Source organism: Vibrio xiamenensis, assembly GCF_900100015.1.
In the GTDB taxonomy this organism is placed as follows: Bacteria; Pseudomonadota; Gammaproteobacteria; order Enterobacterales; family Vibrionaceae; genus Vibrio; species Vibrio xiamenensis.
The window spans coordinates 328,903-346,136 of the sequence record NZ_FNDD01000001.1; the positions used below are offsets into that span (position 1 = coordinate 328,903).

The following is a 17,234-nucleotide window of genomic DNA, read 5'->3' on the forward strand; positions in this document are numbered from 1 at the left end:
ATTACAAGCTCAACCTAAATTTAATAGTTGTGCTCCACCATCTTGGGTTCTTGGCTGGAATATTATAGTCACATTCATCAGGAAGGAAGGTCAGGTCGTCAAGGTTGCTACCCGGAAATGCTACATTATAGTCAAATAACGACTGATAGCAGAATGGAGTGCTTTGTCCGATGTATTCATCGTTTTCATTGTATAAAACAATGTAATTTTTCTCTTGTAAGTACTGAACTAACGAAATAGGAGTGGTTGGTGATACGTCATATACTGCTATTTTCCATTTCCCATCGTCACTATATGTATAGTAAACGTTATCACTTTTAGCATCAGGTATAACTGGTGATAAAATTAACCAGTAGGCTAGCACGGGTAATGAAATTAAGGTTGCTGCTATATGTTTAAACATCTTCGTGCCTAAATACTTAATCCGAATCTGATAACTTTGCTTCATCATTAATGGATAAATTTAGTTTGATGCTAACACCGTTGAGTGAATCTTTCTGACCGTAATACTAGGTAACTTGACGTAATATATAGTGTTTTGGAAGGTTTTGGATGGGTGTCAGTTTTTTGGGGGGATTGCTGATGTCTGGCCTTTTAAAAGAGAGCAACTTCAATTGTATGGTCATTATGCGAGCATATGCAGCAAGGGCTAAGCAGGTATTAACCGCTTAGCCCTTGTAGTATATGGCGCTCCCAACAGGATTCGAACCTGTGACCTGCCCACTTAGCGCCAGAGCATAAAGCGGCGGCAGTTAACCTTATTGGTTAGTGCTTATAGCTCTTTACATAGTGATAAGTCGTTTACGAAGAAGCTCATAAGGTTGTTTTTATAACCAAGCTCTTTCGGGCACTCAATCATATGATTTGGTTGAATGACGAGGAAATAATTAGCCTGATTAATCACTAGCCCTGCGACTAAACCGATAATAAATAATACAGCTAGCAGTTTATTGTTAGGTTTACTTTCTTTTAGAAAAGCAACCTCGATCAAACGGTGATAAAAAATGGGAATTAAACCAAAGAAGCCACCAAATAGAACTGCAGGAATGTATCCAATAGGTTCATAGAGAACTTTTTCAACAGAATCCATTGGAAAGGGAAGGAAAGTCAAGCATAACCATGCATAACCAAGAATGAATGCAGGACTAACAAACGCCCAAATAACTCGATACATTGCTCGTTAGACCTATAATAAGCTCAATCTAAATTTAATGATTTTGCTCCACCATCTGGGGTTTTCTACAGGGATGCTAAAGTCACATGTCTCTGGAATAAAACGAACAAATAAATCACTTTTCGTTGGGAATAAAATATTTGGGTCTAGAACCGACTGCGTACAGAAAGGCGTGCTTTGTCCGATATATTCACCTTTGTCGTTATATAAAACCATGTACTCTTTGTTGAAAAGAAATTGTATAAATGATATCGGTGTTGTTGCTGAAACCGGGAATTCACCAATTTTCCATTTCCCATCATCACTATAGGTATAGTAGGCGTAATCATTTTCAGAATTGGGTATCACTGGAGATAAAATTAACCAGTAGGAGAGTAGTGGTATTGAAAGTAAAGCGATAATGAATCTTTTTAATGTCATATATTACAAGCTCAACCTAAATTTAATAATTTTGCTCCACCAATTGCTTTTGGTTGTTGATAGAGTGTAAACGCATTCTTCAGGTATAAAGTAAACATTATCCTTGGTATTAATAAAATCTGTATGTATAGGAAATACTACGTTGAAATCCTCAAAAGACTGTAAGCAGAAAGGGGGGCTTTGGGTGATATAATTATTATCCTTATCATAGAGAACTATATATTTTTTGTAGAAAGTATTGTATTAACGAAATAGGTGTTGTTGGTGATACTCGATATATTCCAACTTTCCAATTGCGATTATCACTATAAACATAAAACGTATGTTCATCGTTTATACTTGGGGTTACAGGTGATAATAAAAACCAGTATGCCGTTACCGGTATAGTCAGGGAAGTCAGGATCATTTTTTTAAACATCTATGCACCTAAATACTTAATCTAAATTTGATGATCTTACTCCACCATTCAGGTTTATCCGTTGGAATCGTGTAGTCACAAGATTCTGGTATAAATAGTAAAGAGTTATGTGTGTTATTTGGGAATAATGCGCTAAATCCCCAGAAACTTTGAAAGCAGAAAGGGGTACTTTGACCAATATACTCTCCATCAGATTTATATAAAACCACGTATCTTCTATTTAAAAGATATTGTATGGATGATATAGGTGTTGTTGCACTTATATCATATATAGCAATTTTCCATCTCCCATCATCACTATATTTATAGTAGATGGGGTGATTTTCAGAATTGGGTATAACTGGCGATAAAATTAACCAGTAGGCTAGCATTGGTAATGAAATTAAGGTTGCTGCTATATGTTTAAACATCTTCACGCCTAAATACTCGATCCGAATCTGATAACTTTGCTTCATCATTAATAGATAAATTTAGTTTGATGCTAACACCGTTGAAGGAATCTTTCTGACCGTAATACTAGGTAACTTGACGTAATATATAGCGTTTTGGAAGGTTTTGAATGGGTGTCAGATTTGGTGGTGATAGCTACAGTACTGAGGTCTGGCCTTTTAGAAAAGCAACCTCGATCAAACGGTGATAAAAAGCGGGAATGTATCCAATTGGTTCATAGAGAACTTTCTCAATAGAGCCCATAGAAAAGGGAGGAAATGTCAAGCATATCCATGCATAACCAAGAATCAATGCAGGACCAAAAAACGCCCAAATAACTCGATACATTGCGTGTTATAGACCTATTACAAGCTCAACCTATATTTAATGATTTTGCTCCACCATTTTGGGTTCTTGGCGGGAATATTATAGTCACATTCATCAGGAAGGAAGGACATTTTGTCAAGGTTGTCACCCGGAAATACTACATTGTAGTCAAATAACGATTGATAACAGAATGGTGTACTCTGCCCGGTGTATTCATCGTTTTTATTGTATAGGACAATGTATTTTTTCTCCTGCCAGTACTGAATAAATGAAATAGGAGTGGTTGGTTGTACTCTGTACTCCGCAATTTTCCATTTTCCATCGTCACTATATGTATAAAATGCCTTATCCAGCTTTTTTTCTGGTATGATTGGCGAAAAAATCAACCAGTAGGCTAGCACGGGTAATGAGATTAAGATTACTGTTATATGTTTAAACATCTTTATGCCTAAATAATCAATTCGAATTTGATGATTTTACTTCATCATAAATGAGTTCATCAATGTGATTTAATATTAACGTTATTGTGTGTTTTTTAGTATATCATTAACATAATGTATTTTTTTGAATAAGTGCCGCATTTTAATAACTACTGACTTAATCGAAAATTTTTAGTGAGATAATGTATTATTATGGATGATTTTAGTCCCCATTACTTATCTTGGTTTTATTAAAATGTATCTTCGCTGAGTGTAACGAGATGATTTAATTTATAAAAATGAAAGAATACTGTTTATATACAATTGATTGATATAAGATAGGGCTGGTGAAATATCAGTGGTTAGTCTATGAAAAGGCGTAAGTTGCCAGAACTAAGGTAAGATTTTAGGTAAATAAACGCGAACGAACTCGTTCACTTCTTAGTTGAAAATTTAAATAATCGATTGAAATAAAAAGTTTTAAGCGATTCTTAGTTTCGACGGCGGATGCATAAAGCGATTGAACAGGATTCGTCAGACGCGAAGTTCCGCAAAACTTTTGAGCGAAAATATGTTGATAGCATTGATCTTATTATACGTTTATATATGTATCAAATAACATCATGCATGGATACTGGCGGTAGATATGGTTTTGAGAAAGGTTATGTTCTTTTTGACAGTGGCCATTATTATTGGCTGTTTAGGGGTTATGTCTACCAGCGACCCTATTGCTCTAAAAGAGATGTACCAAAGCCCATTTGATTGGTTGACCTCGTTGGTAGAACTGCTTTATTTGTTAGCCTTCTATAGTTACGCATTTGATAAAAAATATTTTTCCAAACCAATGCTTTATGTTTTGATGATACTTGTTCCTGTTATCGGTATTATCCCTGAAATCATTGAACTAAAAGATTCGTTTATGTATATGTCGAGCATGTTCATTTTCAACAGTATTATACTTATGGTGTTAATCTATGGTGGAGTGACTTATATCTTGGTGAAACTACTCCATAGAAATAAAATATAGAACTTATGTTCAATAGAGTCTGATGGTTTTATATCAATATTATCTATAGGGGGTATTTTTGTATATAAAATACATTTTCTGAGGTTTCTGATAAGTTTTAATTCGAATTTTTATTATCTATATTAATTTTCCAATGACTAATTAAATATCATGATATAAAGCTTATTTTGTAACATTCTGGTTTTTATTGATTTTGTGGAATGTTTGTTAGTGTTTTTAATGTAATTGTTATTGGTGGGTGATTTATTTTTTAGATATTTAATTTGATGAATTTAAATGAAAGGTATACTTTAGATGGTGGAGGGTTAATTATAAAATTCGATGTAAAAGGAATTTTCGATAATGCATTTTCTTACTGTAGTCTACAATCCTTAGGATTTCCTAAATCATTAATGACATTGCCGAACTGGTTTTCGATAAAGTGAAAAATCGGTAAAATGCTGCTTGGATGAGAGACCGGTAATGGTTAAGAAAATCAGATTTTAACTGCTTGGCTGGGAAAATTAGTGATGTGTAGGCATGAAATGTTTAAATATTAAGTTATCACTCGGATTTTTGGTAATATACGATTTTATAATTTTGGAAATAAGAATGTGACTGTTTGGCTAATGGATAAGTTATTACTACTGATTTTCGGGATCAGTTTTGCTGCGGCAGCATGGATATGTTTCTATTATCTACAAGTCTATGCGTTTTATGGCTTGGCATTGTTACTGGTTGTCGGTTATGGTATTCCATTTATTACGCGTTATAGAAAGCAGGAATAGAGTCGATCTTACCAGCATGAAGAAAGGAGGGGTATGCCTTCCTTTTATTTGCCCATAATAAAGGTATTTATGAAAAAACAAGCGTTGGTATTGTTTTCGTTTCTTATCATTGGTGGTTCGACTCTCGCTGCAATGTCCAAAGTAGGTAACTCGGTTGAAAGAGTGATCGAGTTTTTTAACTCGTTGCTTGGTTACATCTGTATAGTTATGCTTTTTGCCCATTATAAAGGTGTATAGTTTTTTTCTAGTAACGCGATCAAGTGTTTTTCTGGGGTGTTTATTTTCATCACGCTGGCTGACGCCATCTACCCTATTTATGAATATAGTGAACAGAATATACCTTCCGATTATTGGACGATATTTTGGTTTCAACTAATTTTCAATGTATTTGTGGTAAAAGTTATTACATCGAAATCTTCACAGTAAGACTCATTGCAGCGGTCAACTGAAATTGGCCACGGTCTAAAAAGTTATTCTCAATAAAGCTGTTCAGACGCAAGTGACAGGGTTAGGATTATATATCCTTATGAGTTACATAACATCAAGTTGATTTGGAAAGAGAATGAACATCAGGTTTTCCTGTTATCCAGAGCCTCTAGTCATCGCAGTAATGAATACGGGGTTACGTCGTGGCGAGTTGTTGGGATTAACATGAAAAGATGTGATGCGATAGTGTGGTGATCTAACCGTAAAAGTTGGAGTGCCAAATTTAAATAGAGAGTTACATTCCCTTTGAATAACGTATTGGTTAATGTATTTTCTCATTGGAATTTCAGTAAGGAATCACTAACTAACGTTAAAAATCTATGGATGAAGCTATTCAGTGACTCTGTTATTGAGGATTTGCGTTTACATGATTTTCGCCACTATTTTGTTAGTAAGCTGTAATATCTGGTGTTGACTTGAACATTGTTCGAGAGTTATTGGATCATTCCGATCTAAAAATGACCTAAGTAATCTATGTCCACTCCGTGCTAGTAGTTAATTTTATTAGCTAAAGGCTCAACCTAAATTTAATGATTTTTCTCCACCATTTAGGCTTGTCGATATAAATAGTAAAGTCACATTCTTCAGGCATAAACCATAGATCACTATGATAGTTATCTGGAAATAATATATTGTAATCATCAAAGGATTGAGAACAGAAAGGTGTACTTTGTCCTATGTACTCGCCATTTTTTTTGTACAGTACAATATATTTCTTCTCTTGCCAGAACTGAATAAATGATACAGGAGTAGATACAGATACCCTATATATTCGTAATTTCCATTCTCCATCTTCACTATATATATAGTGACCGACACTCATTTTTCTGTTGGGATAACTGGAGACAAAACAAGCCAGTAGGCGAACACTGGTAAACACAGTAAGGTTAACAATACTTTTTTCATTATCATTTACATTCTATCTCAATAACTTTATGCTCGTTTAATGGTGATAACCCGTACACATCGTAGAATAATACCAAATCTCTTCCTGAATTGTGTTTATCTTGCCATTTTCTAAAATATTTATTCGATACAGTTACACAGTAATAAGATTTTTATGAATCTTTACGGGAGTTATATCAATAAGAGTTAGTATGATTCATGTGATGGGATTTATCTAAAATGCCATTTATTCCATATTTAAAGCTTGTTGTATCTGGTATTTGGTTAAAATTAAGTACTTAAAAATCAAAATCAGTGCTAATAGAGTTTTTCTGTTGAATTATTTCAATAAATATTTTTATCTCTTTAAATATTGCACTGTATGACCGTTTTTTGCTAATTTATAACTAATTTTATCTTTAGTAAATATATTAAGATGCAAAAATCCCGTTATCGTGTTGAAAAAATCAGCGCAGATCTTAGCCCTGGTCTAATAATTATTGAAACTCATGGTGATGGTAATGAAACTGTTATCTGGTATCTACAAGCGCAACTTAGCCGCCTGATACTTAAAGAGACTTGGGGCGATTACCTTTACTTAGCTGATTGGCAAGGTAAATTTTGCCGTTATCATATTCCTTCACAAACCTTGACCCATACCCAAAAGGTAGAGGCATATATTAGTATTGGTGCGAGATTAGGACTTTTTATGATTGAAGTAACTTTCATCGATAAAAATGACTATGATACACCAACGCTAGTTCGCCTAGATTCTAAAAATTTATCTATCTTATCTGAACATCGTCTTCCTTATGGTGATGACGTCTACGTAGATAGGTATGACTTATGCGTTCGTCGTCCCTTTAGTCCCCTCGCGAATGAGCTCTGGCTATACATATGCTCTAGTTACAAAGAACCAGAACCGCATAGTTTTTATCGTTTAAATCTATTATCAAAGCAAGAATCAATCATCGAGTTACCCCATATCGGAAACCATGATGAAGACTTCTGTTTACCAGCCCTTAATTTGGAGCTGAATTTAGGTGTCATGCTGTGTTGGGATGAGATGCCTGTCATTATCCAAGACGATGAATCTACTTTTGTTTTTCAACTATGCCTATTTGATATAGATAAGTCGGAGATCATTCGTAAGCTCCCTGTCCGAACTTACACAGCTTCTGAACTTAAACATTGTGGTGTCGATGCTGAAATTATTCAATTCGGCAAAGACGATGATATCGATGATTATTACCATCAGCTTACGCACATATATAGTTGGTTAAAAGCGATCGACTGGCAAGAAGATAAACTTTTACTCACGTTTGCTGATAAGACACTGTTGTTACACATTGATGGCCAATCAGAAGAGATTAATACCAAAACGGAAGTTACTCGAACTTGGCTACCAGAAGCTAGACTTGCTGAAAAAATAGGCGCCAATGTTGCTGTTTTTGTCGATGATCCAGAGCAAGCTTTCAAACAGATGCTTACTGTGTCACAAGATATTGAATCTGCGCGAAGAGGAAATACCTTCTCTTTTATGCTACTCGATATTAAGCACAACATAATTGAACAAAAAACATTTTACAAAGCACACATCGGTGAGCATATTGGCTTGATGAAGCAAATTCTGGCTAATTATTGTCATTATATCGAAACCGAATGTGATGAAGAGACTCTTTGGGAAACAAATGGGGAAGGTAGTTCACTTTGTCATTTAGCGAATGCGTTAGCTTCAACTGGCGATGTTGAGTTTCTACCACTGCTTCTTCAATATGTGTCAAAGCATGATTCTGACCACGATTGCTTTATGAACGAAAATATCGCTCCAACCGTCCGAGTGGCATACGATGAAGAGTTACCCTTAGTTAAAGAAATATTGAGTTATATCGATTTCGATGACTGGGGAGAAGATTGGGACTAAGATAACTTTAGGTGTGTTAGTTAGTTCGTACTATATCTGACACTTCAATTTAAAATGAAGAGAGTTTGTTCTGAAGTCGTTACGTCTGATGATCGAAAAGATAGGTGCTAGGTTGACTACATTAAACGCAGAGTATATGTTGAATTTATTCTGCGCTTGATATGCATAATGTGAGATCTTTTGCGTAAGTATTCCAACTACTTTTCCTAGATGTATATGATTCTGTTTTGCATTGTACGTAATGAGAGTCAACAAGTTTGTTGCTCAGATAGTATCTTGGAATAAGTGCCATTATTCCCAACGCGATGCTAATGAACATAAGATATAAATACATTTTTGAATGCATGGGAGATATCATGTCTCCCGTTTTGATTGTGTAAAATGTTTGATGAGTGGCAATAATTACAATCCCTACAAAAAAGACAAAACAAAACATCAAAAGAGCATAATTTATATAAGGCCACACTCGGAGTTTTTCTGGTAATTCCGTAAATGGAGACCACAAAACCTCGTAGAATCCTGCTTGATGAAATCCATAGAGAAGGAATAGAAATAAACTAATAAACAATGTGCGTTTTAGTATCATTGCATAGACTCTTTCATTTTTAACAAATTGTCAGATATATAGTCTTCATTGTCGGCGGTGTCTAGCCACCAACCTGTTCCAAGAGACACTGTGCAAAATAATACTCCAGCTGAGACTAGAGATACACCAATTACGATTGTAACAGAGCTGCTTTGGTTAAAGTGTTCTATTCTCTATATCAGTCACTGAATGGGGAAATAGGTCATACATAGTTCTATTACCTAGAATAAATTACATCCACTACTTTGAAAATTATGGAAAATATAATGTTGACTACAAATCCAAATTTTCACGTTATTCCACTATATTTATAGCACTTAAACCCGATTGAACCATCATTGGAGGGGATAGACCCTCTAGTGGTAACTCGAAGCACTAGTATTATCTAACCGTAAAAGCCGAGAATACAAAATCCAAAAAGACACGTATCGTCCCTTTGAATAACACAGTGATTGCCGACCTTTCTGATTGGAAAGAGCTAAATTTCCAAGCGAGAGATGTTTTTTTAGTGAGGCAAAGCGCTAATAGGCGTTAATAAACCATGGATGAAGTTACTCAGTGATGTTGCTATTAAATGTTTTCGTCTCCATTATTTTCGCTATCATTTTTCTAGCAAACTCATAATTGCTGGTGTTGATTTAAATATGGTTCGAGAGTTATCGGGTCACTCCGAACTGAAAATGATTCTAATGTATCCCCACTTAGATCCAGAGCATAAAGCAGCGGCAATTAATTTAATTTTATGATGAAATTAAAGGCTCAACCTAAATTTAATGATTTTGCTCCACCATCTGGGGTTTACCGCGGGGATGCTGTAATCACATTCTTTAGGAAGAAATAATAGGTCATCACGGTTTCTATTCGGAAATATTACATTATAGTCAAATAGCGACTGATAACAGAGCGGAGTAATTTGTCCGATGTATTCATCGTTTTTATTGTATAAAACAATATATTTTTTCTCCTGTAAGTACTGAACGAATGAAATAGGAGTGGTTGATGATACGTCATATACCGCTATTTTCCATTTCCCATCGTAACTATATGTATAGTAACCTTTATGAATATTTTTATACGGTATTACTGGCGAAAGAACTAGCCAGTAGGCTAGCACTGGTAATAAAATTAAGGTTGCTGCTATATGTTTAAACATCTTCGCGCCTAGATACTCAATCCGAATCTGATAACTTTGCTTCATCATTATTGGATAAATTTAGTTTGATGCTAACACCGTTGAGGGAATCTTTCTGACCGTAATACTAGGTAACTTGAAGTAATATATAGCGTTTTGGAAGGTTTTGAATGGGTGTCAGATTTGGTGGTGATAGCTACAGTGCTGATGTCTGGCCTTTTAGAAAAGTAACCTCGATCAAGCGGTGATAAAAAATGGGGATTAAACCAAAGAAACCACCAAATAGAACTGCAGGAATGTATCCAATAGGTTCATAGAGAACTTTTCCAACAGAAGCGATTGGAAAGGGAAGGAATGTCGAGCATATCCATGCATAACCAAGAATGAATGCAGGACCAAAAAACGCCAAATAACTCGATACATTGCGCGTTAGACCTATAATAAGCTCAATCTATATTTAATGATTTTGCTCCACCATCTGGGGTTTACCGCGGGGATGCTGTAGTCACATTCTTTAGGAAGAAATAATAGATCGTCAAGGTCGCTCTCCGGAAACATTACATTATAGTCAAATAACGATTGATAACAGAATGGAGTACTTTGTCCGATGTATTCATCGTTTTTATTGTATAATACAATGTATCGTTTTTCCTGTAAGTACTGAACGAATGAAATAGGAGTGGTTGGTGATACGTTATATACCGCTATTTTCCATTTTCCATCGTAACTATATGTATAGTAACCTTTATGAATATTTTTATTCGGTATCACTGGTGATAAAATTAACCAGTAAGCTAGCACTGGTAATAAAATTAAGGTTGTTGTTATATGTTTAAACATCTTCGCGCCTAAAGACTCAATCCGAATCTGATAACTTTGCTTCATCATTAATGGATAAATTTATTTTGATGCTAACACCGTTGGAGGAATCTTTCTGAACGTAATACTAGGTAATTTGACATAATATATAGAGTTTTGGAAGGTTTTGGGTGGGGGCAGATTTGGTGGTGATAGTTACAGTGCTGATTTCTGGGCTTTTAAGAGGGAGCAACTTCAATTGTATGGTTATTATATGGCGCTCCCAACAGGATTCGAACCTGTGACCTGCCCCTTAGCGTCAGAACATAAAGCTACAGCGGTTAATCTTATTGGTTAGTGCTTATAGCTTTTTGCATAGTGATAAGTCGTTTACGAAGAAGCTCATCAGGTTGTTTTTATAACCAAGTTCTTTCGGGCACTCAATCATATGATTTGGTTGAATGACGAGGAAATAATTAGCCTGATTAATAACTAGCCCTGCCACTAGACCGCTAATAAATAACACCGCAAGCAGTTTATTGTTAGGTTTACTTTCTTTTAGAAAAGCAACCTCGATCAAACGGTGATAAAAAATGGGGATTAAACCAAAGAAGCCACCAAATAGAACTGCAGGAATGTATCCAATAGGTTCATAGAGAACTTTTTCAACAGAAGCGATTGGAAAGGGAAGGAATGTCGAGCATATCCATGCATAACCAAGAATGAATGCAGGACCAACAAACGCCCAAATAATTCGATACATTGCGCGTTAGACCTATAATAAGCTCAACCTAAATTTAATGATTTTGCTCCACCATTTTGGGTTCTTGGCTGGAATATTATAGTCACATTCATCAGGAAGGAAGGACAGATCGTCAAGGCTGCTACCCGGAAATACTACATTGTAGTCAAATAACGATTGATAACAGAATGGAGTACTTTGTCCGATGTATTCATCGTTTTTATTGTATAAAACAATATATTTCTTCTCCTGTAAGTACTGAATGAATGAAATAGGAGTGGTTGGTGATACCCTATATACTGCCATTTGCCATTTTCCATCGTAACTATATGTATAGTGACCTTTATGAATATTTTTATTCGGTATAACTGGCGAAAGAACTAGCCAGTAGGCTAGCACTGGTAATGAAATTAAGGTTGCTGTTATATGTTTAAACATCTTCGCGCCTAAATACTTAATCCGAATCTGATAACTTTGCTTAATCACTAATGGATAAATTTAGTTTGATGCTAACACCGTTGGGGGAATCTTTCTGACCGTAATACTAGGTAACTCGACTTAATATATAGCGTTTTAGAAGGTTTTGAATGGGTGTCAGATTTGGTGGTGATAGTTACAGTGTTGATGTCTGGCCTTTTAAAAGGGAGCAACCTCAATTATATGGTCATTATGTGGACACATGTAGCAAGGGCTAAGCAGGTATTAACCGCTTAGCCCTTGTTGTATATGGCGCTCCCAACAGGATTTGAACCCGTGACCTGCCCCTTAAGAGTTCGTTTTTATTGTGTTCGGTAGTGAACGTTGATGAATCTCGTTGTGATTTAATGTATTGTATTTAAATGATTTTTTATTTAATTGTTGTGTTTTGTTGTTCATTGTCTAATGCGTAAGTACAATGTTTTAGCTACATATTTGCTACACAAATGGAGGGTGTATGGCGCTAAAGAAAAAAATTACGGCTTCATCGATCAAGGGCCTGTCTATCGACGACCAAAGAATTAATGATACTGAAGTCAGTGGTTTTCATGCGCGTATCTCACCTAAGGGCGTTATTAAGTATTACTTCTTTTATCGGTTCAACGGAAAGCAGAGAAATTATTTATTAGGCGCAGCTTCTTCAATGACTCCCGCACAAGCTCGCGATTTAGCCAAAGAAAAGGCAGGCTTGGTTGCAAAAGGTATTGATGTTCACTTTGATAGAAAAGAAGTTCAGAAAGCTGAGATTGCTAATAACCTAAAGCTTGGCACTTACTTAGAGCAAACCTATTTACCTTATTTGATCTCGCAAAATCCTAAGACGGCACATAAAGCTTACCGAAATATACGCAGTAGTTTTCATCACCTTCTTGATCGTAATGTCACTGAAATTACTTCGTGGGATATCCAGCAATGGATCGTAGAAAGACGTAAGTTAGGGCGATCACCCGCAACGTTGACTTACTCTATCAATCGGCTTAAAGCGGCGCTGACAAGAGCGGTAGAGTGGGAGATTATTGAATCTCACCAGTTACATAACATCAAGTTGATTCGAGAAGACAATACTCGTATTCGCTATCTATCAATTGATGAAGAAAATGCTCTATTGGGCGCGGTAAAGCAGCGGGATGTATTGGTTCGAAACAAACGCATTTCGGCAAATCTTCATCGTTTAGAGAGAAATATGCCGTTGTTCGAGACATTTGAGAATGTCAGGTTTGTCGATTATCTGGAACCTTTAGTCATCACAGCCATGAATACGGGCTTAAGGCGTGGCGAGCTGTTGGGGTTAACATGGAAAGATGTAGTGCTTGAGCGTGGTTATCTAACAGTAAAAGCCGAGAATGCCAAATCCAAAAAGACACGTACCGTCCCTTTGAATAACACAGTGATTGATGTGCTTTCTGATTGGAAAGAGCAAAACCCTCTATCGGAATACGTTTTTGTTTCCAGTGAGGGCAAACCGCTAACAGATGTTAAAAAGCCATGGATGAAGCTACTCAGTGACGCTGCTATTGAGGATTTTCGTTTCCATGATTTGCGCCACCATTTTGCTAGCAAACTGGTAATGGCTGGTGTTGATTTAAATACAGTTCGAGAATTATTGGGTCATTCCGATCTAAAAATGACCCTAAGGTATGCCCACTTAGCGCCAGAGCATAAAGCGGCGGCAGTTAACCTTATTGGTTAGTGCTTATAGCTCTTTACATAGTGATAAGTCGTTTACAAAGAAGCTCATAAGGTTGTTTTTATAACCAAGCTCTTTCGGGCACTCAATCATATGGTTTGGTTGAATGACGAGGAAATAATTAGCCTGATTGATCACTAGCCCTGCCACTAAACCGATAATAAATAATACTGCTAGCAGCTTATTGTCAGGTTTACTTTCTTTTAGAAAAGCAACCTCGATCAAACGGTGATAAAAAATGGGGATTAAACCAAAGAAACCACCAAATAGAACGGCGGGAATGTATCCAATAGGTTCATAGAGAACTTTTTCAACAGAACCTATTGGGAAGGGAAGGAAAGTCGAGCATATCCATGCATAACCAAGAATGAACGCAGGACCAACAAACGCCCAAATAACTCGATACATTGCGCGTTAGACCTATAATAAGCTCAATCTAAATTTAATGATTTTGCTCCACCATCTTGGGTTCTTGGCTGGAATACTATAGTCACATTCATCAGGAAGGAAGGTCAGGTCGTCAAGGTTGCTACCCGGAAATGCTACATTATAGTCAAATAACGACTGATAACAGAATGGTGTGCTTTGTCCGATGTATTCATCGTTTTTATTGTATAATACAATGTATCGCTTTTCCTGTATGTATTGAACTAATGAAATAGGAGTGGTTGGTGATACGTCATAGACCGCTATTTTCCATTTTCCATCGTAACTATATGTATAGTAACCTTTATGAATATTTTTATTCGGTATAACTGGCGAAAGAACTAGCCAGTAGGCTAGCACTGGTAATGAAATTAAGGTGATTAAGATTTTTTTTGCCGTCATTTATATTCTATCGCTATGATATTTTGTTCTCTTGGTGCCGTTACCCAGTAAACATCTGAAAAAACGAAAAAGTCGCCACCGCTATTATGCTTGTCTTGCCATTTTCTAAAATCACTATTAAACACTGGTACGTAACCAGAGAATTTTCTGGCTAAGTATCCATAGTGGAGAAGGCTATAGGATTCAAAGTAGATTGCGCTCTCTACTTTATTTAGTGCTCCATTTTTACTCCAGATTCCTAAAGGTTCAGAACCTCCCCAGAAGCTCCATTTTCTAGCAGATAAAAAGTCATACGTATCTTTAATATAATATCCATACTTTTCAACTAAAAATATGCTTGAACCATCATTTTTAACTTGAGTCTGACCTCTAACAACTATTTTCAGTGTGGCATTTCCAATTGCTCCATACCAATCATTTAGGTCATCCAAATAATCACCAACCTTAAGACGATTAACTTGGGCAGTAGCTTCTAATTCAAGTGTGTCATTACTATCACCAATTCTGACTGAATTATTTCCATTCCAACCGGCATTTTTTAGTTTTGTTCGTAGTTCATTTATCCCGCTTGGACTATTCCATTCTTTTGATAAACTTTGTATTCCATCTTGGATTTGCACAAACTGTAAAGCCCATTGCATCTTTATTATTGACTTATCGACTACACTTTCGGGTATTAATCTTGGATCTCCTGTTAAATAGGCTCTCTTATCATCTATATTCATTTTATACGCAGGAGATATGCTAAACCAGTGTTCCATGATTCGGGCTGAGACTTCCCAACCCATCTTTCTCATCGCATCTGGAATTTGATCAATATGAAATACTTCACAATCGAAGATTTTGCCAATGGTGTTACTTTGAGGTGACGTTTTAGATGTTGCTATAGCCATTATCGTAGTCCTACTTTTAATTGGCATAGATATTCGAGTTCTACGCTTTCTTGCTTATCACTTGTGACGAGTGATGTTTTTCCATCACTAGACGTTTTTCCTTCGATTAAACCTGATGCTGTTTTAATTCCGTAAGCGAATTCTTGGCAGGGAGTTTTCGTTTCTGAGCATTGGATTACAAAATGTTCATCATATTGGCAAACTTCATTTTGAAAGTAGTTGACTACACCGTCTCTTACCCTTGGTGCTCTATGACCCGCGCCTACGGCAGGGCATATATTTCCTTCTTTTACGTCACTTTCATAAGCCATTGAGGTTTTGGGAAAGAAGCTTTCCGTATTTTGAGTTTCTTCTACGGTATTGGGTTTGTCGTGTTGCTCGTTTTCATACGCGATAGAACCGACAGGAAAAATGCTTTGTGATGTCATCGATGCACCATTAATGGATAAATATCGTTCGATTTTAGCATTGTTATAAAAGTTTAGTCTGACTGTAGTGGTAGTTAACTTGCCGTAATTTATAGTGTTTTTGAAGGTTTTGAAGAAACATCAGTTTTTGGTGTTGATCTCATACTCAGTAACTATAGCGAGCTATAAAGTTAAATTTTTACTGTTTATTTGTACAGTATTTTGGTGTTTAATTGTGTTCATCCATATACATCAAAGCCTATCAGGGAAGTAATGATTCAGCATCAGCGAAGATTTCTACGATTAGACGATATACCGGATAAAACCTGTTTATCCAAAGGGGAAGTATTAGACGCGATAGAACACCATAAGATTCATTTCTGTGCTTACATCGATACCAAGAATTTAGGTGCGGTCGCTCAGTACCAAGATTCACTTAAAGTAGTTTCTATCTTTAATTACAAAGGGATGGTTAGGCTCAGCCCGCTGGTGTCCGAAAAATTTGCTTTAACACTTGCGCCTCAGAGTAATAAGTTTTTTACCATTCTAGAGCCGAAATCGATTTGCCGTTGGCGTTCTATATCTGATGCATTTCCAAGTGTTGAGGTTGCAGGTTTCGAGTACCTAAAAATAGCTCCCATCCAACCGAAGCAAGAGCTTGCTGCATACGCTGGAATTACGGTTTCTTCAACGGTTGAGCAACTGGCTGGAAGTATGGTTAACCTGTTTTCACGGACTTTTCCACAAGCCGATTTTTCAGAGATGAGGAAGCGTTATCCTTCAACGCACTTTCAGCAGCTTGAAGTGGCGTCATGTAAGGTTGAAGTAGGGCAATTAAGAATTGATATAGAAGAGTTAATGAGTGCTTTTGGTACGAATTGCATTAACTTCAACCGTTATGTTTCGGTTGAAAGTGTTGAAGAAACCGAAAACTCAACACTCAATGCAACGGTTAAGAGTACTAGTGGTCAACCGTTACCTTCGGTTACCGAAAGCACTGGTTTAGTATTAAGTTCGGTTACCAATAGCGTTGACCAATGCGTATCAAGCGTTACTTCTAACGCTGTTGTACCGTTAGATTCGGTTACTAGTAGTACTGATGTTCGGTTAGGTTCGGTTAAACCCCTGTTATTTACTCATCCGATAAAGCAAATGGTCTATGACATTCTGCAACACTATCCCGAATATGAATCTCGCCAAATATGGCACTTACTCAAACTGGATGTTACGCAGCAAACCCGACAATTCGATTGCGATGCACTGATTTTTGAAATCACAGCGGACGACCTGCATTATTTTGGTCGCGGAGATACAACGAGATCAATCTCATATCGACGTTTTCAAAACATACTTAGTGAGGTGAGGAAAAAGCTTCACGTATAGCTGCACGGTAATCTGCACAGACAAG

General features: G+C 36.4%; 21 protein-coding genes and 2 pseudogenes. 6 read left to right on the top strand and 17 right to left on the bottom strand.

All coding sequences use genetic code 11. From position 1 onward, the window contains the following. Nucleotide 1: 1 nt before the first annotated feature. From BLS03_RS01450 to BLS03_RS01465, 6 genes and pseudogenes are all read right to left on the bottom strand, one after another. Nucleotides 2-403, bottom strand: coding sequence for a DUF6201 family protein (locus BLS03_RS01450; protein WP_143015579.1), 402 nt, complete (start codon nt 401-403; stop codon nt 2-4). Nucleotides 404-772: 369 nt separating this feature from the next. Next, nucleotides 773-1,174, bottom strand: a complete 402-nt coding sequence (locus tag BLS03_RS01455) for a hypothetical protein (protein WP_093268648.1) — start codon at nt 1,172-1,174, stop codon at nt 773-775. Nucleotides 1,175-1,186: 12 nt separating this feature from the next. Further along, a complete protein-coding gene (locus BLS03_RS01460) occupies nt 1,187-1,594 on the bottom strand; it encodes a DUF6201 family protein (protein ID WP_093268650.1) in 408 nt (135 codons plus the stop codon). Nucleotides 1,595-1,597: 3 nt separating this feature from the next. Then, nucleotides 1,598-2,012 (bottom strand): annotated as a pseudogene (locus BLS03_RS26125) (DUF6201 family protein). Nucleotides 2,013-2,020: 8 nt separating this feature from the next. Next, nucleotides 2,021-2,422 carry a DUF6201 family protein gene (locus BLS03_RS25330; RefSeq protein ID WP_143015580.1) on the bottom strand — a complete coding sequence of 134 codons (402 nt, stop codon included), beginning with the start codon at nt 2,420-2,422 and terminating at the stop codon, nt 2,021-2,023. 384 nt (nt 2,423-2,806) lie between these two features. Beyond that, a complete protein-coding gene (locus BLS03_RS01465; protein ID WP_093268653.1) occupies nt 2,807-3,208 on the bottom strand; it encodes a DUF6201 family protein in 402 nt (133 codons plus the stop codon). Nucleotides 3,209-3,860: 652 nt separating this feature from the next. Between BLS03_RS01465 and BLS03_RS01470 the strand changes: the two genes are divergently transcribed. After that, nucleotides 3,861-4,214, top strand: a complete 354-nt coding sequence (locus tag BLS03_RS01470; RefSeq protein WP_143015581.1) for a hypothetical protein — start codon at nt 3,861-3,863, stop codon at nt 4,212-4,214. A 593-nt stretch (nt 4,215-4,807) separates the two neighbouring features. Continuing rightward, entirely contained in the window at nt 4,808-4,981 is a 174-nt protein-coding gene (locus tag BLS03_RS25585) for a hypothetical protein (RefSeq protein ID WP_176765495.1), read from the top strand. 994 nt (nt 4,982-5,975) lie between these two features. Here BLS03_RS25585 and BLS03_RS26130 read toward each other — a convergent pair. Together BLS03_RS26130 and BLS03_RS26135 are read right to left on the bottom strand one after the other, a co-directional pair. Beyond that, the gene (locus BLS03_RS26130) at nt 5,976-6,347 is read right to left on the bottom strand and encodes a DUF6201 family protein (RefSeq protein WP_425445089.1); all 372 of its coding nucleotides are present in this window, start codon (nt 6,345-6,347) and stop codon (nt 5,976-5,978) included. 28 nt (nt 6,348-6,375) lie between these two features. Further along, a pseudogene (locus tag BLS03_RS26135) lies at nt 6,376-6,504 on the bottom strand (DUF6402 family protein); the annotation flags it as partial. Nucleotides 6,505-6,788: 284 nt separating this feature from the next. On the opposite strand from BLS03_RS26135, the gene BLS03_RS01480 reads away from it, so the two are divergent. Beyond that, the gene (locus BLS03_RS01480) at nt 6,789-8,276 is read left to right on the top strand and encodes a hypothetical protein (protein WP_093268660.1); all 1,488 of its coding nucleotides are present in this window, start codon (nt 6,789-6,791) and stop codon (nt 8,274-8,276) included. 145 nt (nt 8,277-8,421) lie between these two features. Here BLS03_RS01480 and BLS03_RS26140 read toward each other — a convergent pair whose 3' ends face one another. Further along, a complete protein-coding gene (locus tag BLS03_RS26140) occupies nt 8,422-8,862 on the bottom strand; it encodes a DUF1240 domain-containing protein (RefSeq protein ID WP_093268663.1) in 441 nt (146 codons plus the stop codon). A 545-nt stretch (nt 8,863-9,407) separates the two neighbouring features. On the opposite strand from BLS03_RS26140, the gene BLS03_RS26145 reads away from it, so the two are divergent. Continuing rightward, a complete protein-coding gene (locus BLS03_RS26145; protein WP_093268665.1) occupies nt 9,408-9,608 on the top strand; it encodes a tyrosine-type recombinase/integrase in 201 nt (66 codons plus the stop codon). A gap of 5 nt (nt 9,609-9,613) precedes the next feature. Here BLS03_RS26145 and BLS03_RS26150 read toward each other — a convergent pair whose 3' ends face one another. From BLS03_RS26150 to BLS03_RS01510, 4 genes are all read right to left on the bottom strand, one after another. Further along, nucleotides 9,614-10,063 (bottom strand): DUF6201 family protein, encoded by a 450-nt coding sequence (locus BLS03_RS26150; RefSeq protein ID WP_093268668.1) that lies wholly within the window; start codon nt 10,061-10,063, stop codon nt 9,614-9,616. Nucleotides 10,064-10,429: 366 nt separating this feature from the next. Beyond that, complete coding sequence (locus tag BLS03_RS26155) at nt 10,430-10,882, bottom strand: DUF6201 family protein (RefSeq protein WP_093268670.1); 453 nt, start codon at nt 10,880-10,882, stop codon at nt 10,430-10,432. Between the two features lie 271 nt (nt 10,883-11,153). After that, entirely contained in the window at nt 11,154-11,555 is a 402-nt protein-coding gene (locus BLS03_RS01505) for a hypothetical protein (RefSeq protein ID WP_093268673.1), read from the bottom strand. Between the two features lie 12 nt (nt 11,556-11,567). Next, nucleotides 11,568-11,972, bottom strand: coding sequence for a DUF6201 family protein (locus BLS03_RS01510; RefSeq protein WP_093268675.1), 405 nt, complete (start codon nt 11,970-11,972; stop codon nt 11,568-11,570). A 496-nt stretch (nt 11,973-12,468) separates the two neighbouring features. Between BLS03_RS01510 and BLS03_RS01515 the strand changes: the two genes are divergently transcribed. Beyond that, nucleotides 12,469-13,701 carry a site-specific integrase gene (locus BLS03_RS01515; protein WP_093268678.1) on the top strand — a complete coding sequence of 411 codons (1,233 nt, stop codon included), beginning with the start codon at nt 12,469-12,471 and terminating at the stop codon, nt 13,699-13,701. A 3-nt stretch (nt 13,702-13,704) separates the two neighbouring features. Here the strand turns inward: BLS03_RS01515 and BLS03_RS01520 are convergent, their stop codons facing one another. Genes BLS03_RS01520 through BLS03_RS01535 form a run of 4 tightly spaced genes read right to left on the bottom strand, consistent with a single transcriptional unit; the run spans nt 13,705 to nt 15,847 of the window. Continuing rightward, a complete protein-coding gene (locus tag BLS03_RS01520; protein ID WP_093268681.1) occupies nt 13,705-14,106 on the bottom strand; it encodes a hypothetical protein in 402 nt (133 codons plus the stop codon). A gap of 12 nt (nt 14,107-14,118) precedes the next feature. Beyond that, the gene (locus BLS03_RS01525) at nt 14,119-14,526 is read right to left on the bottom strand and encodes a DUF6201 family protein (RefSeq protein ID WP_093268683.1); all 408 of its coding nucleotides are present in this window, start codon (nt 14,524-14,526) and stop codon (nt 14,119-14,121) included. Beyond that, nucleotides 14,523-15,419 (bottom strand): DUF6402 family protein, encoded by an 897-nt coding sequence (locus tag BLS03_RS01530; RefSeq protein WP_093268686.1) that lies wholly within the window; start codon nt 15,417-15,419, stop codon nt 14,523-14,525. Before BLS03_RS01530 ends, BLS03_RS01525 begins: the two co-directional genes overlap by 4 nt. Then, nucleotides 15,419-15,847 carry a hypothetical protein gene (locus BLS03_RS01535; protein ID WP_093268688.1) on the bottom strand — a complete coding sequence of 143 codons (429 nt, stop codon included), beginning with the start codon at nt 15,845-15,847 and terminating at the stop codon, nt 15,419-15,421. The genes BLS03_RS01530 and BLS03_RS01535 overlap by 1 nt, the downstream gene beginning before the upstream one ends. 252 nt (nt 15,848-16,099) lie before the next feature. On the opposite strand from BLS03_RS01535, the gene BLS03_RS01540 reads away from it, so the two are divergent. Further along, entirely contained in the window at nt 16,100-17,209 is a 1,110-nt protein-coding gene (locus BLS03_RS01540; protein WP_093268691.1) for a hypothetical protein, read from the top strand. Nucleotides 17,210-17,234 lie beyond the last annotated feature (25 nt).